The following is a 21557-nucleotide window of genomic DNA, read 5'->3' on the forward strand; positions in this document are numbered from 1 at the left end:
GACCTGACACGGGCCTACATCAATAAAATTGTTGCTAAGGGGTGTATCCTTGTCGGTGTTGCACAGCAAATTACTAATACAGATTTAATTCTCTTTTAGCATTCTAAGCCTGAGCAATGGATGAATTGGGCGTGAACAGGATTGAGGGAAACAATATATGAGCGGCGTATCCGGGATCGTCAAAGCAGTAATAGGGCAGGTATTCGCAGTCAGTCCTGACGGCAGCAAGCGTTTGCTGACGGAAGGCGACAGGATCCTCGACGGAGAACAAGTTCAGACCGGGCCGACCGGCGCGATTTCCTTATCGCTGGCGGACGGCAAACAGGTTGATCTGGGACGGGACAGCCACTGGGACAGCTCAGGGCACGTGGCTACAGACGCCACGGCGGCCCAGCAGCAGGACATCGCGGCTATTCAGCAGGCCATTGCCGACGGGCAGGACCCGACGCAAACCCTGGAGGCGCCAGCCGCAGGCCCTCAGCCTGGCAACTCTGGCGGTGAGCCAGGCGGCAGCGGCGGCGGATCGCATACCCACGTCGTGCTCGATTTAACCGCTGAGGTTGTTGACCCTAATGCCGGTTACCCGACAATCGGCCTTGATTTCCCCGACGATGAGCGCCCGGAAGAAATAACGCTGCTTGATACTGACGATTCTGACGCGGATGCGGATGCGGATGCGGATGCGGATGCTGATGCGGATGCTGATGCTGATGCTGATGCTGATGCTGACGCAGATGCCGATTCCGATTCCGATTCTGATGCCGACGCCGATTCTGACGCCGATGCAGATGCAGATGCGGATTCTGATGCAGATGCCGACTCCGATTCTGACGCGGATGCGGACGCTGACGCTGACGCCGACGCGGATGCCGACGCGGATGCCTACGCAGACGCCGACGCTGATGCCGACTCCGATTCTGATGCGGACGCCGATGCCGATGCCGACGCGGATGCAGATGCAGATGCCGATGCAGACGCTGATGCCGATTCTGATGCCGACGCCGACGCCGACGCCGATGCAGACGCTGATGCGGACGCTGACGCCGATGCGGATGCAGACGCCGATGCGGATGCGGATGCAGATGCGGATGCGGATGCGGATGCAGATGCGGATGCCGACGCCGATTCTGACGCCGATGCAGATGCGGATGCAGATGCGGATGCGGATGCAGATGCGGATGCAGATGCGGATGCCGACGCCGATTCTGACGCCGATGCAGATGCAGATGCGGATGCGGATGCCGATGCGGATGCAGATGCGGATGCGGATGCAGATGCGGATGCGGATGCAGATGCGGATGCGGATGCAGATGCAGATGCAGATGCAGATGCAGATTCTGATGCAGATTCTGATGCCGACTCCGATTCTGACTCTGACGCGGATGCAGATTCCGACGCTGACGCGGATGCGGACTCGGACTCGGATTCTGATGCCGACGCCGATGCCGATTCTGACGCCGACGCGGATGCTGATGCAGACGCCGATGCTGATTCAGATGCCGATGCGGACTCCGATTCTGATGCGGATGCGGACGCCGATTCCGATTCTGACGCTGATGCCGACGCTGACGCAGATTCCGATTCTGATGCAGACGCCGACGCCGACGCCGATGCGGATGCGGATGCAGATGCAGATGCGGATGCGGATGCCGATGCGGATGCGGATGCAGATGCAGATGCAGATTCTGATGCAGATTCTGATGCCGACTCCGATTCTGACTCTGACGCGGATGCAGATTCCGACGCCGACGCGGATGCTGATGCAGACGCCGATGCTGATTCAGATGCCGATGCGGACTCCGATTCTGATGCGGATGCGGACGCCGATTCCGATTCTGACGCTGATGCCGACGCTGACGCAGATGCCGATTCCGATTCTGATGCAGACGCCGACGCGGATGCCGACGCAGACGCCGATGCAGATGCAGATGCAGATGCAGATGCCGATTCTGACGCCGACGCCGACGCCGATGCCGATTCTGACGCCGACGCGGATGCTGATGCAGATGCGGACGCCGACGCTGATGCCGATGCGGACTCCGATTCTGACGCCGATGCGGATGCCGATTCCGATTCCGACGCGGATGCTGATGCCGATGCTGATGCTGATGCCGATGCCGATGCAGATGCCGATTCTGACGCCGACGCCGACGCTGATGCTGATTCAGATGCTGATGCCGACGCGGATGCTGATGCTGATGCAGACTCTGATGCCGACGCAGATGCGGACGCCGATGCAGACGCTGATGCGGACGCGGATGCCGATGCCGATGCGGATGCCGACGCTGACGCTGACGCAGATGCAGATGCCGATGCTGATGCAGACGCCGATGCGGATGCGGATGCTGATGCTGATGCGGACGCTGATGCCGATGCCGATGCCGATTCTGACGCCGACGCGGATGCAGATGCCGACGCAGACGCCGATTCTGACGCCGACGCAGATGCCGATGCCGACGCGGATGCGGACGCCGACGCTGATGCGGATGCAGATGCAGATGCAGATGCGGATGCCGACGCCGATTCTGACGCCGATGCAGATGCCGATTCTGACGCCGATGCGGATGCGGACGCCGATTCAGACGCCGATGCCGATTCTGATGCGGACGCCGATGCCGACGCAGATGCCGACGCGGATGCAGATGCAGATGCAGATGCAGATGCAGATGCAGATGCAGATGCAGATGCAGACGCTGATGCCGATTCTGATGCCGACGCAGATGCGGACGCCGATGCAGACGCTGATGCCGATGCGGATGCAGATGCAGACGCTGATGCGGACGCTGACGCCGATGCGGATGCCGATTCTGATGCGGATGCAGATGCCGACGCAGACGCCGATTCTGACGCTGATGCGGATGCAGACGCTGATGCAGACGCCGATGCAGACGCTGATGCGGATGCGGATTCTGACGCTGACGCTGATGCGGATGCCGACTCCGATTCTGACGCTGATGCGGATGCCGACGCCGATGCGGACTCCGATTCTGACGCCGACGCTGATGCGGATGCAGACGCTGATGCTGATGCAGATGCAGATGCGGATGCCGATGCGGATGCGGATGCAGATGCAGATGCAGATTCTGATGCAGATTCTGATGCCGACTCCGATTCTGACTCTGACGCGGATGCAGATTCCGACGCCGACGCGGATGCTGATGCAGACGCCGATGCTGATTCAGATGCCGATGCGGACTCCGATTCTGATGCGGATGCGGACGCCGATTCCGATTCTGACGCTGACGCTGACGCTGATGCCGATTCTGATGCCGACGCAGATGCGGACGCCGATGCAGACGCTGATGCGGACGCTGACGCCGATGCGGATGCCGATTCTGACGCTGATGCGGATTCCGACGCTGACGCGGATGCCGACGCGGATGCCGATGCCGACTCCGATTCTGACGCTGACGCGGATGCCGATGCGGATGCGGATGCGGATGCAGACGCTGATGCCGATGCCGATGCCGATGCCGATTCTGACGCTGATGCGGATTCCGACGCTGACGCGGATGCGGACTCGGATGCAGACGCTGATGCCGATGCCGATGCCGATGCCGATGCCGATGCGGACGCCGATGCGGACTCCGATTCTGATGCAGATGCAGATGCGGATGCAGATGCAGATGCGGATGCGGATGCAGATGCCGATTCTGACGCCGACGCGGATGCTGATGCAGATGCAGATTCTGATGCAGACGCCGATGCAGATTCCGACGCTGACGCGGATGCGGATTCTGATGCAGACGCCGATGCGGACTCCGATTCTGATGCGGATGCCGACGCAGATGCGGATGCGGATGCCGACGCAGATGCAGATTCTGATGCAGACGCCGATGCGGACTCCGATTCTGATGCGGATGCGGACGCCGACGCTGATGCGGACGCCGACGCTGATGCCGATGCGGACTCCGATTCTGACGCCGATGCGGATGCCGATTCCGATTCCGACGCGGATGCTGATGCCGATGCCGATGCTGATGCTGATGCTGATGCTGATGCCGATGCTGATGCTGATGCTGATGCAGATGCCGATGCTGATGCAGATGCCGATTCTGACGCCGACGCTGATGCTGATTCAGATGCAGACGCTGACGCCGATTCTGATGCTGATGCCGATGCCGATGCGGATACAGACGCTGACGCCGACGCCGATGCAGACGCGGATGCGGACGCTGACGCCGATGCGGATGCCGATGCGGATGCGGATTCCGACGCGGATGCTGACGCGGATGCCGATGCTGATGCCGATGCTGATGCAGACGCCGATGCGGATGCGGATGCTGATGCCGATTCCGATGCCGATTCCGATGCCGATGCCGATGCCGATGCCGATGCCGACGCCGATGCCGATGCGGACTCTGATGCAGACGCTGATGCCGATTCTGACGCCGACGCTGATGCGGACGCAGATGCTGATTCAGATGCCGATGCCGATGCCGATGCCGATGCCGATGCGGATGCGGATGCGGATGCGGACGCCGATTCTGATGCCGATGCCGACTCCGATTCTGACGCCGATGCAGATGCAGATGCGGATTCTGATGCAGATGCCGACTCCGATTCTGACTCTGACGCGGATGCGGACGCCGACGCTGATGCAGACGCCGACGCGGATGCCGACGCAGACGCCGATTCTGACGCCGATGCAGATGCTGATTCAGATGCCGATGCGGATGCGGACGCCGATTCTGATGCCGATGCCGATGCCGATGCGGACTCCGATTCTGATGCGGATGCGGATGCGGACGCCGATTCCGATTCTGACGCTGATGCCGACGCTGACGCAGATGCCGATTCCGATTCTGATGCAGACGCCGACGCGGATGCCGACGCAGACGCCGATTCTGATGCAGATGCCGATTCTGATGCAGATGCAGATGCAGATGCAGATGCCGATTCTGATGCAGATGCAGATGCAGATGCCGATGCCGATGCGGATTCGGATGCCGACGCTGACGCTGACGCTGACGCAGATGCAGATGCAGATGCAGATGCAGATGCCGACTCTGACGCCGATGCAGACGCTGATGCGGATGCCGATTCTGACGCCGACGCGGATGCGGACGCTGATGCGGACTCCGACGCTGATGCTGATTCAGATGCCGATGCAGACTCGGATTCTGATGCCGATTCCGATTCTGATGCCGATTCCGACGCGGATGCCGATTCCGACGCGGATGCCGATGCGGACGCCGACTCCGATTCTGATGCAGATGCCGACTCCGATTCAGACGCCGACGCTGACGCCGATTCAGATGCAGATGCCGACGCCGATGCCGATGCCGACGTCAAACTCACCGTCACCGTCACCCCTGGTGATAAGACGACAGAGACGTCAGATGACAAGATCATCCACATTAACGGCGGCAGCGGCGATCCGAACGGTTACGATATCCAGAATGGCGTGATTGTAGCGATCGGCAGTAACGTGCACGTCTGGCTGACCCCGGATAGCCCGGACGGTAAGATTCAGGGCGACTTCGTGCCGAAGGCCGACAGCCCGGATCAGATCCACTACTACAACAGCCAGGGTAACGCCAACGCCAATAACGACGGCAAGACCCATACCGATATCTTTGTAGTAGGTGACCATACGGGTGGCTACTACCAGCAGGGCGACTGGCCGCAGGATCGCTATGAATTCCGGCCGATCAACGGCATCACCGGCAACCAGGGCTTACCGCATAGCGATCAAGGTAAGGACTATATCTTTGTTCAGGGTAATGAGGCTGACTATACCGTCACCGGTGTCGATCATCCGCAGAACAACAAAAACAACGACATAGATAACCTGCATGTGGTCGATAACGAGACCGGGAAATCGCCGTTCCAGAATGCCAACGGCATCGAGGGCGTTATTTTTGGTGACGGCCCATCCTCCAGCCACGGCGGCGATACCACGGTCACTACCACGGCCACACTGAACCTCGACATAAATCTCGAAAGCTCAGATAACAGTGACCACCTGACCAGCCTCTCTCTGGGGGGCATTCCTGAGAATGCGACCTTTACGGGTAACTACACCAGCGTCAGTTACGACGCGGAGAATAAGGTCTATCACCTGACCTTTGATAATGACACCTCGCACTTTATCGGCCAGGTCAGCGTTGAACTCCCGGACGGTAAGAGCGATTTCGGTGAGATCACGCTGGAAGTCGGTTCTACCGCAGACGATCAGCACGAAACCGACTTTACCGTTGATGGCAAAGAGGGGGGGACCTTCGTGAGCGAAAGCCACGGTGGGGAAGAGCATGCTGATGATGCTGTGGACGACGAGCACTCGCTGATGGCCAGCCACAGCGTTGAGGATAGCCATGCCGATCATGACGCCGAGGAGAGCGATAAGCAGACCCATACCAGCAGCCTGGAGGCTGACAATCACGCCGCTTCGTTAATTGACGATGACAATCTGCTGCTCAGCACCACTGCAGAGCATAACGAGACGCCGACGGCATCGGCCGATCATGCGTTGCCGGGCGATGATCAGAGTGAAGCCTTTACCACACTGCAGAGCGCCAGCCCGGGGCAGGACGAGCAGCTGAACTTTAGCGATCTCATCCATGATGAAGGGCATAACGATCTCAGCACCCTGATTCAGGCGGGTCCGCAGAGTGGTGCGGCCGACGACCAGGCGGAGATTGAGCATGTGCCTGCTGAAGGCGGCGAGATCGCCGGAACGGACGGCTACGACGCCGGTAATGACGCGATGCTGGATAATCTGATCGCAAAACCGGAAGAGCATGCCTGATCGGCCGCCGCGCAGAGTGCAGTTGACTCTGCGCGGCAACAAAGATGATTTGAATTGACCTCAGACGAAGGATTCCGTCCGAACATTAACGCGCAGGATGCATTTTTCCCTCGGTCTAATGGGATTTTCTCTGGTGGGTATTGACCAATAATCAAGGGATGTGAAGGAAAAGCAACAAAATGAAAAAGTACAGTCAGATTGTGATGGGTGCGGCGCTGGTGTTGAGCGCAACGCAGGGCCAGGCCACTACGCTTGAGCAGGCCGTAAAAGACAGCCTGCTCTGGCACCCGGAAGTTAACGCGTCGGTGAATAGCCGCTATTCTGCAGATCAGGATCTTCGCGCTGCCAAAGGTGGCTATCTGCCAACGCTGGATCTCACCGCCGGTACCGGTTGGGAGCAAACCGATAACGCCAGCACCCGCGCGGCAGGCGATCATCTGCGTGATTTGCACCGCAGCGAATCTGCCATCAACCTGCGCCAGAACGTCTTCAACGGTTTTGCCACGACCAGCGAAGTGGGCCGCCAGAAAGCGACGGTCAACTCACGTGCCTGGACGGTGCTGAATACCAGCGAATCCACCGCGCTGCAGGCTATCCAGAGCTATCTCGACGTGCTGATGCGCCAGAAGATGGTGGCACTGGCAGAAGATAACCTGAAGAATCACGAACGGGTGTTCGATCAGATCCGCCTGCGTACCGAGCAAGGCGTTGGCCGTCAGGCAGACTTTGAGCAGGCACAAGCCCGTCTGGCACAGGCGCGCAACAACCTGCTGACCGAGCAAACCAACCTCGAAGACTCCCGCGCCAACTACCAGAGCATCACCGGCAAAGAGCCTGATACCCTGGTGATGCCCACTAAACTCGCCGTTCCCGCCTCGCTGGACGCCGCGCGTGCTGTGATGCTGGAAAACAACCCGCTGCTGAAACAGGCCGATGCCGATGTAGAAGCGACCCGTCAGCAGTACGAGGCGGCAAAATCGCGCTTTTACCCGGATGTGAATGTTGAAGTCGGTCGTACCATGGATAACAACATTGATGGCACCCGCGGGCACAGCCAGGAGTGGCAGGCGATGCTGCGTATGCGCTACAACCTCTATAACGGCGGCAGCGACCAGGCAACGCTCACCTCTTACGCCTACAAAATGAAAGAGGCGCAGGATGTGAAAAATAATGCCCAGCGCCAGCTGAACGAAGATCTGCGTCTGGCCTGGAACGCCCTGAGAAATGCCGGGCAGCAGGTGCCTATCGCGAAGGAGTATGCCGATCGCAGCGTGCAGGTGCGTAGCGCCTATCAGGAGCAGTTCAGCCTGGGCGACCGTACCCTGCTCGATATGCTGGACAGCGAAAACGAAGTGTTCAGCGCTCAGCGCCGCTACGTTGAACTGCAGTTTGTCGATATGTTTACCACCTACCGCATCAGCGCCCGTACCGGTGAGCTGCTCAAAAACCTGAACATTCAGGCACCGTCGGCAGCGCAGCCGCTCGATCAAGCGCAACGTACCCAGGCAGAGCTACCTGAGTTAAAATAGGGCCTTTGAAGGCTGACGGGGGTTATTCCGGCTGACACCGGGACAACCCTCTCTTTTTTATCTGCGGCATCGGTCTGCAGAACACTGAGGCAGAGAATGACGCCTGACATTGATTCCCCCGATCGCATCGAGAGCACGTCGCAGACGCAGGGCAGACAGGATCCGCGGCAAAGCCATGACGATCCGCTGCTGGATGCGCTGATGATCGTCTGTAAATTGCATAACATTGCCACCAGCCGCAACGTCCTGACCACCGGCCTGCCGCTGGAGGCCCATACGCTGACGATTGAGACCTTTCCGCGAGCCGCCGGACGGGCAGGGCTAAAGGCGCGGGTCGTGCAACGTCCGCTGGAAAACATTACCGCGATGTCTCTGCCCGCCGTTCTGCTGCTGAAAAACAACCAGACCGCGGTGCTGATTGGCTGGGATCACCAACAGCGCGCACGTCTGATGCCCAGTGAAACTGAAGGCGGTGAGATTACCGTCTCACCCGAGACGCTGGCGGAAAACTACAGCGGCCGGGTGATTTTCATCTCCCCGGAACATGAGTTTGATGCCCAGCCGACGGCCACGCTGCCACGCACCACGGCCTGGTTCCAGGACACGCTCAAACTGTCGAAATTCCTCTACGTGGATGCGGTTGTCGCCAGCTTCCTCGTTAACCTGGTGGCGCTTGCCGCCCCGCTGTTTGTGATGAACGTCTATGACCGGGTCGTGCCCAACCAGGCGACTGCCACCCTGTGGGTACTGGCGATCGGCATTAGGTTTTGTACGAAAAGTCGTTGTGGCTAAAATTGCCGCCATGACCGGTTGGAGGCCCGTATGGCAAGGCGTTACGAACTTTCTGATGCGTCATGGGAGCTGATCAAGGATTTGGTTTCTCCAGAACAGAAAATGGGCCGTCCTCGCAACAATGATCGTCAGGTTCTCCACGGAATTCTGTGGATCCTGTGCTCGGGCGCTCCCTGGCGCGACCTGCCTGAACGCTTTGGGCCTTGGTCAACGGTGTATCAGCGTTTTCGTGACTGGCGCGACGACGGCACATTCGAGCGAGTACTGGAGCGTCTGCATATTCGGCTGAACCGGGAAGGACTGATCGACTTGGACACCTGGATGATCGACTCCACCGCAGTACGAGCAACCCGAGCCTCTTCAGGCGCCGGGAAAAAGGGGGGCCTGAAGAACCGTTAGACCATGCCTTGGGGCGCAGTCGAGGCGGTCTGACCACCAAGATTCACATGGTGTGCGATGCCAATGGCGTGCCATTGCATTTCAGGCTTTCACCAGGACAAGCCAGTGATGTCTCCCACGCTCAGCCGCTGCTGGATGCTGTAAGAATTGCTGGCAAGCCAGGACGACCGCGTAAACGTAGCCGGTGGTTGCTGGCTGACAAGGGATACGATGCCGAGCACCTGCGCCAGTACTGCGACCGTTACCGAATGCAGCCGGTAATCCCATTGCGCGCTATGCCGCGCAAACCTCGACCTGGCTTGCCCCGACTGTTTGACCGGCCCAAATACCGGCAACGGAACATCATTGAGCGGATGTTTGGCTGGCTGAAAGAAAATCGCAGGATCGGCACTCGCTATGACAAGCTGGCCAAGAGCTTTGCAGCCATGGTCACCTTGGCCTGCAGCCTACGTTGCATGCGGCAATACTTTTCGTACAAAGCCTAGCATTGCGTATGTGTTCGACTTTGTCCTGAAGATCCTGCGTGGCATTTGCCTTGACCTGGCGGGTAAAAAGACCGACCTGGTGGTCTCCTCGGCGCTGTTCGAGCGGCTGCTGGGGATGAAGATGAAGCTACGCCCGCAGCGGGTGGGGAGCTTCGCGCAGAACTTCCAGGAGTTCCAGTCGATCCGCGACTTTCTTTCGTCGCTGACCCTGACCGCCTTTATCGACCTGCCATTTACGCTGCTGATCCTGCTGGTGATTGGCATCATCGGTGGCCCGCTGGTGTTTATCCCGCTGCTCTCCTATCCCCTGGCGCTGCTGGTGAACTGGCTGATCCAGCGCCCGCTGATGTCGCGGGTTAAGAAAACCTACCAGCTTTCCAATGAACGTCAGGCGATGCTGGTGGAGACGCTGACCGGCCTCGATGCCATCAAGATTAATAACGCCCAGAGCGAGCGCCAGTATCAGTGGGAACATCTGACCGGGCAACTCAGCAAGCTGGAGCTGCGGGTGAAGTCGCTTTCCTATGTAGCGGTGAACTTTACCGCCTGGCTGCAGCAGTTCAGCGGCGTGGCCATTATCGTGGCCGGGGTCTACATCATTATTGGCGGCAACCTGAGCATGGGCGGGTTGATTGCCTGCTACCTGCTGCACCGCCGCGCCATGATGCCCATTGGCCAGCTGTGCAGCCTGATCACCCGCTATCAGCGCGCGCGGATGACCAAAGGCACCATCGACCGAATGATGGGGCTGGAGCAGGAGGTGCAGGACAACGAGGTGCCGCTGAAGCGGGAGACGCTCTCCGGGGCCATTGAGCTGCGCGACGTTACCTTTGTCTACCCGGGCAACCAGTACGCCTCCCTCAGCAATGTCTCGCTGACGATCCAGCCCGGCGAGAAGGTGGGGATCATCGGCCGCAGCGGGTCGGGTAAAAGCTCACTGGCGAAACTGCTGGTGGGGTTTTACCAGCCTGACAGCGGCAATGTGCTGATAGACGGCATCGATGCCCGCCAGATCGATGTGCACGATCTGCGCCATAACATCGGCTATGCCCCGCAGGATATCCACCTGTTCAGCGGCACCCTGCGCGAGAATCTGGTCTACGGTGCCAGCTATGTTGACGACGAAACCATGCTGCGGGTCGCCACCCTGACCGGGGTCCATGAATTCGCCCGTCGTCATCCGTCCGGGTACAACATGCAGGTGGGCGAGCGGGGAATGAGTCTCTCGGGTGGCCAGCGGCAGGCGGTGGCACTGGCGCGCGCGTTGCTGCTCGATCCCCCGGTGCTGCTGATGGATGAACCTACCAGCTCGATGGATAACACCAGCGAAGATCTGATTAAAAAGGCGCTGATACCGGTCATCAGCAACAAAACGCTGCTAATGGTCACGCATCGTGCGTCGCTGCTGACGCTGGTGGACCGTCTGATCATTGTCGATAACGGCAAAATCATTGCCGACGGCCCGAAAGAGAGCGTGATGAGTGCGCTGAAGAAGGGACAAATTCATGCGAATCGTTGATACGCTTAGCCGCCTGATGAGCTGGCTGTCGGGCGATAAACAGCCCGCGCCGTTCACCACCAATGAAGTCAACAAAGCCTTGCTGGATGATGCCCCGCGGGTGGTGCGCGTCACGCTGTGGGCGATTTTTGCCTTCTTTATCGCCATGATCCTCTGGGCCTCGCTGGCCAGCATTGATGAGGTGACGCGCGGGGAAGGGCGGGCCATTCCTTCGTCCCGCCTGCAGAAGGTGCAGAACCTTGAAGGCGGGATCGTGGCTGAGGTCTTTGTTCACGAAGGCGAGGTAGTAAAAGCCGGGGCGCCGCTTTTGCGTCTGGATGATACCCAGTTTCGTTCTAACGCCGGTGAGACACAAGCTGACAGGCTGGCATTACAGGCGCGCATCCAGCGGCTGACCGCTCAACTCAACGATGCCTCAACCCTGACCCTGGCCCCGGAGATTGTTCAGCAGGCACCCGATATCGCCAATGGCGAGATGGAACTGTTCGCCAGCGTGAACAAGCGTATCCAGAGCGAGCTGGCCGGGCTTAATGAACAGCTGGTACAGAAGAAGCAGGAGTTGCTCGACTTCCAGGGCAAGGCCAGCCAGTACCGGCGTAGCCTGGGGCTGCAGCAGCAGGAGGTCAGCATGTCTGAACCTCTGGTGGCAAAAGGGGCTATCTCAAAAGTAGAAGTGCTCCGTCTGCGTCGGGGTGTGGTGGAAACTCAGGGGCAACTGGACTCTGTGACCCTTGCCATTCCCCGGGCGGAAGCGGCCATCAAGGAGATTGAGAGCAAGGTCAGTGAAACGCGGGGGCGTTACCGCAGCGAGGCGCTGGGGCAGCTTAACGAGGCGCGAACCGATCTCAGTAAAATAGAGGCCTCCGGCAAAGCGATCACCGACCGGGTGAACCGTACGCTGGTCACCTCGCCGGTTCGCGGCGTCGTGCAGCAGCTGCTGGTCAACACCATTGGCGGCGTGATCCAACCGGGTAATGACCTGGTGGAGATTGTTCCGCTGGACGACAAACTGCTGGTGGAGGCCAAAATTCGGCCGCAGGACATCGCATTTTTGCGTCCGGGCCAGGAAGCGACGGTGAAATTTACTGCCTACGACTACACCATTTATGGCGGGCTGAAGGGCACGCTGGAGCAGATCAGCCCCGATACGGTGACCGACAAAGACGGGAAGAGTTTTTATATTATTCGTCTGCGTACCGACAAAAATCACCTTGGTACGGATGAGAAGCCGCTGTTGATTATTCCGGGGATGGTGGCTTCGGTGGATATCATTACCGGCAAGAAAACGGTGATGGCCTATCTGCTGAAACCGATCCTGCGCGCGAAAGCGGAGGCGTTCCGCGAGCGTTAAGCGGGGATACAGACCACCTCCCGGGGAGGTGGTCTGTAAGCATTACCACATCAGATCGTCAGGCACGACAAAATCGGCATAAGGATCGTCTTCGTCCTTCGCTTCCTGAGTCAGCTCGCTGCTCAACACGATATAGCTCGCATCACGCTGCATGATCTTATTTGCCACTACCGCCGGGATAATGGCGTATTCGCTTTCGCGGCCCGCTTCGGCAACCAGACGCGCAATGGCGAGACGGCCATTGATCAGCTGCGCTTGCGTGGTTTTATCGACATAGATTTTTTTGATGAGGTTATTGTCGGTGAAGTTAAAACCGATATCGCCTCTTGCCACCACGACCCGGTTCATCTCAATTAACTGCTTGATCTGTGCCTTGTACTCTTTTGCAAGAGTCGCTTGCTTCTGCTGCTCGCTTAACTCTTTATCGCGTTCAATTTGCGCCTGTTTATTCACTTCAACGGCTTCGCGTGCTTCACGCGCCTGTACGCGGGATTTTTTGGCGGTGCGCTGCACTTTCGCCATTTTTTTGCTGCTGACTAAGCCAGCTTTAAGCATCTGCTCTTGTAGTGTGAGTTTGGTCATGGTCGTTTCTGAAGTCTGTCATAAGATTTACAGATTATACCCTGAAGCGTTGGCGACGTGCCAGGTGATGGACGCCCAGGGCACAGTACTCAGGAAAGCGGTAAATCCGTGGCGTCTTTCACCTGCGCGAAACCGGCAGCAAGCAGCCCCAGGGTAACATCATGAATGGCCTTTGCGCTGAGTTGATGGTCTTCCAGGGCAAAACTTATCACCGAATCTTTTAGCACCGTCATCTTTAACCCCAGATCGGCACCCATTCTGACGGTTGAGTTGACACAGAATCCTGCCACGGCACCGATAACGACCACCTCTGAAATACCTGCCTCCTGAAGATAAGCCAGTAATCCCGTTGAGCTGAATGCGGAGGAGGTGTGTTTGATAAATACCGGTTCGTCAGCGCGTTCATTAAAGGATTCAAGGGGCTGGCTTGACGGCGAGCTGTGATGAAGAGGAGAACCCTGAGCAGGCGTCTGGTGGCGAACATGGATGACCGGGTTACCTGCTGCTCTGAATTTCTCAATTACGGCGGTCATATTTTCAATGCTCGCCTGAGGGAAGTATTCAACGCCTTGTTGGATTCTTTCTGCTACGAAATTCTGCATGTCGATGATAAGGAGCGCTTTTGACATAGTACTTTCCTTTAACAGCATAAGTGACAGGATTACTTGTCTTTTTCAGACAACATCCTAACTCAACTTATCCGGAACGACGTAGAGAGCACCCTACTAAATTTGGTTAAGTTCTAAATAAATCATCAACCAATCCAGATTTTGGCCGATAACATCTTCAGAAAAACCTGAACGGGTGCATGGGAATGTTAAGCCTGAATACCAATTTAACTGCATTAACGATCCAGGGGAAATCCTCACAAAATACGTCTGCTCTGGCGCAGGCCATCCGCAATCTCTCTTCAGGCGTCCGTATCAACAGCGCTAAGGACAATGCGGCTGGTCAGGCAGTGGCTAACCGGATGACCAGCGAACAGAATGCGCTGCAACAGACTCAGCGTAACGCCGGGGATGGTTTGTCGTTGGTGCAGACTGCCGAAGGAGCAATGAGTGAAATTAATAACAGACTACAGCGCATTCGGGAACTCACCGTTAAAGGGCTAAGTGAAACCAATAACCTGGTTGATGCGGATGCTATTCAGGCCGAAATTAATTTAAACCTGAAAGAAATCGATCGGCTGAATACGTCCGTCGACTTTAACGGTATTAACCTGTTGGACGGCAGTGCGGGCACGGTCGGTTTTCAGGTCGGCTCCCGTGATAATGAAAAAATTTTCCTCGATTTATCAAAAAACTTCAGTGTGGAAAATATTGGACTGAAAGATTTGGTTATTCGGGGGATAAGCGGGTCGGTATCTGATATCAACAAGGTTATGGGCGCTGCTAATAATATTGATCTTACTAGCGGCAATGTGAGCGTAACCTGGTCTCCTACCGGTACCTTTACTTTGCCACAACTGATGCGCAACGGCACGAACGGCCAGACGTATATTCAAGATACGGGAAGCGACGGCAAGCCTGTTTATTATCGGGCCACATATGGCGCAACCTGGGATACCGCTAGCGGAACCGGCAGTGTGAGCGTTAGCGCGACCACTGGAACGCCGCTTTACAGCAGTGTCACCCAGCTAAATAGCCGGGCGATAACTTCTGTGAACTATCTCGATACCAACGGTGGAGCATTAAGTAACAGCCCCGTGCCGTCACTACGAGAATCAAACGGCCAGTATTATATTGAGCAAGATGACTTCTATTATCCTGCCACCCTGACGTATGGGTCATCCGGTGCCGTTACCGCGCAAATGACCAGCACCAGTGGGCTACTGGATACGAGTTTTGCCGTTATTCCTGCAGTGGCAACGTCTACACTCAATATTGATACCACCTCCGCCGCGCTGACATTTAAAGATGCCAGTAATAATCCGTTCTCCGGCGCTAACTCCAGGTTGCTGAAATCGGGTAGCCAGTACATTCTGGAAGTAGATGATGGCAGCGGTAATTTTAGCTATTACAATGCCTCGGTGACTGCGACGACTGATGGCACGACCAACTCCCTTGTCGTCACGGCGAATAACGCCACCAGCCTGAATAATTTCTCTGCCGTTACCCATGTGAATGGAACATCAACCGTCACGATGGATCCCTCGAAAGTCAATGTGCGTTATACCGATGCTGAGGGCAATGTATCGAATGATGTGTTGCGTAAGGATTCAGACGGCAATTACTACATGGATGTGGTGAAGGGCACAGATACAAAAAGAGTCACCCTGGTTGTGCCCGATAATAATATCAGCCAGATCATGCTAAAAACGCAGAATGGCGTGGGCGATCTCCTGCTCTATTATAACGCTTCTTTTGGCGCGTCTACGGATGCTGCAACCAACTATACGACCCTGAATATTTCTGAAGTCGGTAATGAAATAAGGCTGAAAAAACCTGAGAATCCACTGGCGGCAATCGACAATGCTATCAAGCAGGTCGATACTAGTCGCAGTACGCTGGGTGCCATCGCCAACCGTCTGGAGTCAATGCAAAATCAACAGGCGACTATGTCAGTCGCAGTCAATGCTTCCCGCTCACGTATTGAAGATGCTGACTACGCCCTCGAAATGTCGAATATGGTCCGGGCGCAGATATTCCAGGAATCACTTGGCTCAATGTTGTCGAAAGCTAATCAAATGCCACAGATAGTGTTGTCATTACTGAATGGTGCTATCAAATAAGATCATCAGAGATGAATTGGAGTTCCAGAATGCCGGAACCCCATCGTCTTACCGAATCACATTACCATGCTGTACGCAGCGACCATCGTTGCAGTTAACGGCATCCACTCTGGCGGCACGGTGATTTCTGGCCTGAGCGGTAACCGTCGCTGCTGCCACCGGATGTGCGGAGTTTGCCACTACCGCAGCGCGCTCAACCGGGTGAAAAATAACGCCAGCAAGCGCAGAGCAAGGGGCGAGTAATGCCATCACAATGAGGATTCGTTTCATTCCATATCTCCGTTATTTTTTAAGAAGTGAATTCGTGCTAACGGCGGCAGAGTACAGTACAGCGATACGGGACGTTGTGTGTATGGGTGCTATTGGCAGGGAAGTGGCAGAGGGCGTGGCAGGTGGGCAAATGTCCCCTGCAGACTTCGAATATGTATGGTTTATATGTTGATAGTTAAGGTTTATTTGTTGTTAATAAAGTTAAGGGGCCCCCAATAAGGCCCCCAAAAGTTATTTTGACAGAATTCATTGAATAATAACTAACCGTCTTTGGTTCGATTCCGCTTAATAGATATCGTACTCGAAAACTTCATCTTACCATATCTCAATGAGATCCTCGTAAAAGACCTATTGCCTGTCTTGCCCTCAGAATATCGACAGCCCGAAGGTAAGGGGATTGTTCCTGCCAGCGAAATCCCTTCCTGTCGATACGGACCAGTTCGTATTTTTCCACCAGAAAATTCACGGCATCTGACAGGGTGATACCGGCATCGATATGTTGCTGTATAACAACTTCATCGCTGAATGGGGTGTCGTTTATTGTCAGACCGTAGTGCTGTTCCAGCAAACGCGCCAGTAACATTTGCCAGACAGCCACGGGTGACAGGCAGGGCTTCGCTGCCCGCTGAGTTGTTGCAGGTAAAGTTTTCATGTTTGCTCTCGTGAAGGTAATTAACGCTGAGTGGGATAAATGGCGATGTATACGTAGCCGCAACTGCCAAGGGTGTCGGCTTCACAGGTAAAACCGTTGTGGTACAGGATGACGCAGTGGGCATGTTGGGGGCTGAGTTCACCGGTGGTCAGCATCGATTCCATCTGGCGGATAAAGTGTGGGAATGTGTCATCCAGCTTCCGGCATTCGGCGTCACTGAACATACCGGTGATGCTGGCCCGGTCAGCCAGGTAGTGCAGCCGGTTGCCCTCCTGTACCTGACGGGCTCCCAGGCGCGGCGTGATAGCCCGCTGCAGGCCCCAGATGATGTGGGTCATGGGGGCTCTCCTTTTATTGTAAGTTCAGGGTAACACTCATCAGGCAGGCATAAGGCCCGTTGCGGTCCTGGCGGCGTTCGGCGTATACCGCGAGGACTCCGGTGATATCCGGAACGTCCCTGCCGGTGTAATGACAGACGCTGCCGTGCCACTGATATTTTCCGCTGCTGTAGCGAAAGATCCGGGACTCAGGATGCTGGCGGTATATCGTCATTGCCCGGCGTTTACTGATAATTTTCATGTCATACCTCACAACAGACCGTGTTCTGCGAACGAATAGATTTGCCTGCCGCCAACAATCAGGTGGTCAGGGACGCGGATATCCACCAGCTGAAGCACCTGCACCAGTCGCTGCGTGAGGGCTTTGTCAGCCTGGCTGGGTGTTGTCTCACCGGAAGGATGGTTATGCGCCAGTATCACCGCCGCCGCGTTGAAACGCAGAGCACGTTTGACCACTTCCCGGGGATGGACTTCAGTGCGGTTAATCGTGCCGGTGAAGAGCGTTTCATGGGCAATCAACTGATTCTGGTTGTCCAGATACAGCACCCGGAACGCTTCCCGCTCAAGTGCGGCCATATGCAGTCGCAGCCATTCACGGACAGCATGGGTGGAGGTGAAGGCCACGCCGGGCTCATGCAGGTGTCGGTCCAGAGCCCTGAGCGCCCGCTGGATGAGACGCCGGTCGTGTGGCGTCATCTCGCCGGGTAAAAAGGAAAGCTGTTTCATTCGTTGTTCCTCCGGTCAGTCGATGATACGCAGAATGGCGTGGGCTTCAGGATGCTGCAGGGCGTAGTCCCGCAGGCGGTAGAAGTGTGCGGTCATTGCATCGCATTCGGTGCGACAGGCATGGTGGCTGTATTCAATCAGGCAGACCGCGATACCGGCGGCTTCTGCACTCATATCTGCATCGTTGCCATTCAGACAGTTAAACAGATGCCATTTATCGTCACTGTCATACTCGGGGGCCATAAATGCCCCGCCGTTGCTCAGGGTGTGGAACGACCAGATACCACCGCCGTAGGTCGTACAGAAGCGGTCCATCCAGGCGAAGATATGCGGCTCCAAGGTTAGCCACTGCGGTATGCTGCCGAAGTGTTGCGGCCAGAAATCGATACGCTGTTCATCGGGGACTGGCGTGACGGTCAGTTCAAATTCGGGTTGGTTAGCGGGTGCGAGGTCGTACTGCGTCTGCGTTGTCATGGATATGTCTCCGTCAATAAAAAACGCCAGCGGCGAGGGCTGGCGTATGGGGTTAACAAAGCGTGTTCGGGAAGGTGAGATGTCGCGGGTAAATGCTTCGGGGTCAGCGGGTAACGGTGTCTTTGTGGATGCCATACTGCCGGATGTAGCCGTTAAGACCTTCACCGGCATCCGGTTCAAAGTTCCATGCCCGCCAGACCGTCCGGCCTTCGGTGTCGCGAACCACCAGGCGGAAGTGACTGCCCTGGTCGTCTTCAATGGTGATATTACGGTACAGACGGATAAGGGTTTCGGCCTGCTGACGTGAGAACGAACCGGGAGGCAGGGTTAACGATTCAGTCATGGTGACTCCGGATAGTCAGCGTGTCAGGACGCTAGGTGCAGCATATTCTCCGCCATGACCCAGAGCGCCCGGTTGAGCTTCACGTCCCCGTCAATCCCCTTTACCGCACGGGTATGAGCTCGCTTGCCTTTGGTCGTTCTGCCCGGCAGACCGCCCTTAATCAGATTCTCCTGAATGCGCTGGTAGGTGGTCCACAGGTCGTTACTCTCATCCTGCCAGCGGCGTGGGGAAAGTATCTGTGATTCCGTCACCGGCTGGTGGTCTTCGCCAAAGCGGTACGTGAGCGCCGCTTTGGCCAGTGCCTGCTGTGCTGGTGGCGGTAACAAAAGCGATTGCATGGCATCGCGCTTCTCCTCCACACGGTCGAATATCCCCAGTACTTCGTAAGCCCCTTCAATGACTTTCTCCACCACATTGCCTTTATGTGGCACACGTACCTCATCAAAACTCTCACCGCAAATCAGCCCGTTCTGGCAGACTGCACGAAACAGCCCCGGCAGCATCTGGTATGAGCTGGAGCCGTCATGACTGTTAAGCAGGATGATTTCAGGGACCTGTTTGCCAGTGATCTGGCCTTCGCGACGCAGGCGCAGCATGTGTTTGGTGTGCTCTCGCTTGCTCTGGTCCCGAACCCGGGTCTGGCAGGCAAAAAATGGCTGGAAGCCTTCGCGCTGAAGATTATCGAGAAGGGTAATGGTCGGAATACAGGTATAACGATCACTTCGGGACTCATGCTTGTCTTCGCTGAACACACTCGGTACATAATGCATTAACTCCTCACGGGTTAACGGACGGTCACGGCGAATAAGATTTACCGCACCAAAGCGGCTGGCTAATCGGGTCATGGCGAGACTCCTGTGAGAAAAAAACAAACGAAAACGGCCTGCTCAACTGAGCAGGCCGTGGTAGGGGGTTAAACAGCAAAGTGTGCGGAAGGGGGAATACCCGTCGTTGAGTTTGTCGCGGGAGGCTCAAGCCCGGATACCCAGTATGCTCATGGCGACCATAAATCCGATGAACCAGCCAATAAACTGGGGCAATACCGCCCAGAGCAGACGGGCCTGAATGACGGCACCGTACTTCCGTAAACCGCATCCGGCATGATCCATTTTCGGATGAGATTACCCAGCCAGACGCCCAGGCCCGGCAGGACACACAGCAGCACGGCGGCCCATGCTGAATACCCGAACCCGACAATACGGGTATCAACAACCGTGATAATCAGCCCCACTAGGGTTGACAGGCTGAGACAAAGGCTCAAAGGCATAGCAGCCCTCCTTAAACATGGCAATTTCCATAAACTCAGTGAGTTAGTTTGTTCTGTCGTAAAACAGCCCGTCGTTCCGGTTGCGAAACATCATGCCTTGGCAGGTATAGGGCATGTCCAACTGGACATATTTTCGGGTGACCATACTCTGATACGTGCAGATTTTCTGTGCCCCGCCCGCGGCGCTGTTCTCCGTTCTGACCAGACGGAATGCCTCGTAATCACTGTATCCAGCCTGGGCTACGGTGGGGATAAAAAGACTGACACTGCTGAGGGCCAGGGCGCTGGCAATCATGCGACGATAACGCGGATGCATACGGTGTTTCCTTATTAAGTAGGTAATAGACAACAATGAAAGGGATGGCCTGATGGTCACCCCGTCGTGTTAGTTGCAGCAGGGCTCTTCTCCTCTGTTAAAGGCGGCGCAGAATGGGATGCAGCCATCACGTCGTGCATGACCGGGAAATGAGGCAGCGCCCGGATGAAGGCCACCTGACGGGTGAGTTGACATACCGTATCACGACGCTCGAAGCCCTCACTCAGGACGGTGATGGCGGTGATCCCGGACAGCGGCAGAACAACGATCCTTCCGTGCTGCTCACCGACCAGATACCACGCCCCCTCAAGGTAAATAAGCCGGTACGGTGCCAGGTGTTCAGCCCGCACACCGTCAGCCAGTACCCGGATGCACTGCTGCTGAATGATGGCATCGACCAGTCGGGAAAAGAGACCGGGGCGGACGGGGGCGCTTTTGGCGTCCTCCTGCCAGACCAGACAGGGTGAGATATCCTCACTGTCCGTTAGCGTGTTTACCAAGCGAAGGTCCGTTTCTGGAAACACCTGCTGAAGCCCAACATTGCGCATAAAGCACAGGGTTCCCGGGGCACGCTGTGCCATACCGGGATCTGACAACAATCGGCAGTGCCCATGACGGTACTCAAGGTTCAGATATATCAGCCGCTCACGAAAATCGCGGCGCAGGGTGCGTACCGAGACACCAAACTCGACTGCCAGTGTCTTCACGCTCAGTGTTTCGCCTGCCAGCAGACGACTGATAATGAGAGACAGTCTGACCGCCAGTCGGTCATAGCGGTGCTCAGTCTGTGACATGGCATGTTCTCCATCGTGATGAACGTATTGAAAAAGATGTGATTACTGTAAACAGGGGGAGGGTCAGGGTATGGACAGGGCGAAAAATATTTTTATCACCCGTCAGTATCGTACGGGCTGCGGCACTGACTGTATTCAGTCTGTTTTTTAACCGGATACACCACACCTAAAATGGACAGGATGTGTCCGGCAAACGGAGAGCGAATGCAAGGTGCACACAGAGTGGTGCATTTGCTCA

19 protein-coding genes and 2 pseudogenes are annotated in these 21557 nt (G+C 56.4%); 8 read left to right on the forward strand and 13 right to left on the reverse strand.

All coding sequences use genetic code 11. The features are described from left to right. Window positions 1–358 precede the first annotated feature (358 nt). The gene (locus C3F35_RS26720; protein ID WP_158251936.1) at window positions 359–535 is read right to left on the reverse strand and encodes a hypothetical protein; all 177 of its coding nucleotides are present in this window, start codon (window positions 533–535) and stop codon (window positions 359–361) included. Window positions 536–638: 103 nt separating this feature from the next. On the opposite strand from C3F35_RS26720, the gene C3F35_RS26890 reads away from it, so the two are divergent. The 7 genes and pseudogenes from C3F35_RS26890 to C3F35_RS18555 all read left to right on the forward strand — a co-directional run bounded on the left by C3F35_RS26890 (window position 639) and on the right by C3F35_RS18555 (window position 12826). Continuing rightward, the gene (locus tag C3F35_RS26890) at window positions 639–5411 is read left to right on the forward strand and encodes a hypothetical protein (protein WP_199770257.1); all 4773 of its coding nucleotides are present in this window, start codon (window positions 639–641) and stop codon (window positions 5409–5411) included. After that, window positions 5408–6751 (forward strand): hypothetical protein, encoded by a 1344-nt coding sequence (locus C3F35_RS26725; protein WP_146054052.1) that lies wholly within the window; start codon window positions 5408–5410, stop codon window positions 6749–6751. The genes C3F35_RS26890 and C3F35_RS26725 overlap by 4 nt, the downstream gene beginning before the upstream one ends. 179 nt (window positions 6752–6930) lie before the next feature. Continuing rightward, window positions 6931–8280 carry a TolC family outer membrane protein gene (locus tag C3F35_RS18535; protein ID WP_103793017.1) on the forward strand — a complete coding sequence of 450 codons (1350 nt, stop codon included), beginning with the start codon at window positions 6931–6933 and terminating at the stop codon, window positions 8278–8280. A gap of 96 nt (window positions 8281–8376) precedes the next feature. Beyond that, window positions 8377–9042, forward strand: a pseudogene (locus C3F35_RS18540) (cysteine peptidase family C39 domain-containing protein); the annotation flags it as partial. Between the two features lie 60 nt (window positions 9043–9102). Next, window positions 9103–9956 (forward strand): IS5 family transposase gene (locus C3F35_RS18545; RefSeq protein WP_104456750.1). Its coding sequence is split into 2 segments (ribosomal slippage): window positions 9103–9456 and window positions 9459–9956, totalling 852 coding nucleotides; the frame shifts between segments, so codons are not numbered across the junction. 1 nt (window position 9957) lies between these two features. Further along, a pseudogene (locus tag C3F35_RS18550) lies at window positions 9958–11475 on the forward strand (type I secretion system permease/ATPase); the annotation flags it as partial. After that, entirely contained in the window at window positions 11462–12826 is a 1365-nt protein-coding gene (locus C3F35_RS18555; protein ID WP_059349855.1) for an HlyD family type I secretion periplasmic adaptor subunit, read from the forward strand. The pseudogene C3F35_RS18550 and the gene C3F35_RS18555, both read left to right, overlap by 14 nt. A 42-nt stretch (window positions 12827–12868) precedes the next feature. Here the strand turns inward: C3F35_RS18555 and C3F35_RS18560 are convergent, their stop codons facing one another. Both C3F35_RS18560 and C3F35_RS18565 read right to left on the reverse strand, forming a co-directional pair. Then, window positions 12869–13408, reverse strand: coding sequence for a DUF2058 domain-containing protein (locus tag C3F35_RS18560; protein ID WP_103793572.1), 540 nt, complete (start codon window positions 13406–13408; stop codon window positions 12869–12871). Window positions 13409–13497: 89 nt separating this feature from the next. Further along, window positions 13498–14058: an isochorismatase family protein gene (locus C3F35_RS18565; RefSeq protein WP_233759494.1), complete on the reverse strand. Its 561-nt coding sequence runs from the start codon at window positions 14056–14058 to the stop codon at window positions 13498–13500. Between the two features lie 164 nt (window positions 14059–14222). On the opposite strand from C3F35_RS18565, the gene C3F35_RS18570 reads away from it, so the two are divergent. Further along, the gene (locus C3F35_RS18570) at window positions 14223–16139 is read left to right on the forward strand and encodes a flagellin N-terminal helical domain-containing protein (protein WP_158251943.1); all 1917 of its coding nucleotides are present in this window, start codon (window positions 14223–14225) and stop codon (window positions 16137–16139) included. Window positions 16140–16187: 48 nt separating this feature from the next. On the opposite strand, the gene C3F35_RS18575 is transcribed toward C3F35_RS18570, so the two are convergent. The 10 genes from C3F35_RS18575 to C3F35_RS18625 all read right to left on the reverse strand — a co-directional run bounded on the left by C3F35_RS18575 (window position 16188) and on the right by C3F35_RS18625 (window position 21319). After that, window positions 16188–16409 carry a hypothetical protein gene (locus tag C3F35_RS18575; protein WP_103793570.1) on the reverse strand — a complete coding sequence of 74 codons (222 nt, stop codon included), beginning with the start codon at window positions 16407–16409 and terminating at the stop codon, window positions 16188–16190. 325 nt (window positions 16410–16734) lie between these two features. Continuing rightward, entirely contained in the window at window positions 16735–17061 is a 327-nt protein-coding gene (locus C3F35_RS18580) for a TA system toxin CbtA family protein (protein ID WP_007869731.1), read from the reverse strand. A gap of 20 nt (window positions 17062–17081) precedes the next feature. After that, window positions 17082–17399, reverse strand: coding sequence for a type IV toxin-antitoxin system YeeU family antitoxin (locus C3F35_RS18585; RefSeq protein ID WP_063865884.1), 318 nt, complete (start codon window positions 17397–17399; stop codon window positions 17082–17084). A gap of 13 nt (window positions 17400–17412) precedes the next feature. Continuing rightward, window positions 17413–17640 carry a DUF987 domain-containing protein gene (locus tag C3F35_RS18590; protein WP_063865886.1) on the reverse strand — a complete coding sequence of 76 codons (228 nt, stop codon included), beginning with the start codon at window positions 17638–17640 and terminating at the stop codon, window positions 17413–17415. An 8-nt stretch (window positions 17641–17648) separates the two neighbouring features. Next, window positions 17649–18125, reverse strand: coding sequence for a RadC family protein (gene radC / locus C3F35_RS18595; RefSeq protein WP_063865887.1), 477 nt, complete (start codon window positions 18123–18125; stop codon window positions 17649–17651). 15 nt (window positions 18126–18140) lie between these two features. After that, window positions 18141–18599 (reverse strand): antirestriction protein, encoded by a 459-nt coding sequence (locus C3F35_RS18600; RefSeq protein ID WP_063865888.1) that lies wholly within the window; start codon window positions 18597–18599, stop codon window positions 18141–18143. A gap of 103 nt (window positions 18600–18702) precedes the next feature. Further along, window positions 18703–18942 carry a DUF905 domain-containing protein gene (locus C3F35_RS18605; RefSeq protein WP_007869725.1) on the reverse strand — a complete coding sequence of 80 codons (240 nt, stop codon included), beginning with the start codon at window positions 18940–18942 and terminating at the stop codon, window positions 18703–18705. A 23-nt stretch (window positions 18943–18965) separates the two neighbouring features. Beyond that, window positions 18966–19787: a DUF932 domain-containing protein gene (locus C3F35_RS18610; protein WP_063865889.1), complete on the reverse strand. Its 822-nt coding sequence runs from the start codon at window positions 19785–19787 to the stop codon at window positions 18966–18968. A 465-nt stretch (window positions 19788–20252) separates the two neighbouring features. Continuing rightward, window positions 20253–20525: a hypothetical protein gene (locus tag C3F35_RS18620; RefSeq protein ID WP_007869719.1), complete on the reverse strand. Its 273-nt coding sequence runs from the start codon at window positions 20523–20525 to the stop codon at window positions 20253–20255. 56 nt (window positions 20526–20581) lie between these two features. Then, window positions 20582–21319 carry a helix-turn-helix transcriptional regulator gene (locus C3F35_RS18625; protein WP_063865891.1) on the reverse strand — a complete coding sequence of 246 codons (738 nt, stop codon included), beginning with the start codon at window positions 21317–21319 and terminating at the stop codon, window positions 20582–20584. Window positions 21320–21557 lie beyond the last annotated feature (238 nt).

The organism is Leclercia sp. LSNIH3 (assembly GCF_002935105.1).
GTDB lineage: Bacteria > Pseudomonadota > Gammaproteobacteria > Enterobacterales > Enterobacteriaceae > Enterobacter > Enterobacter adecarboxylatus.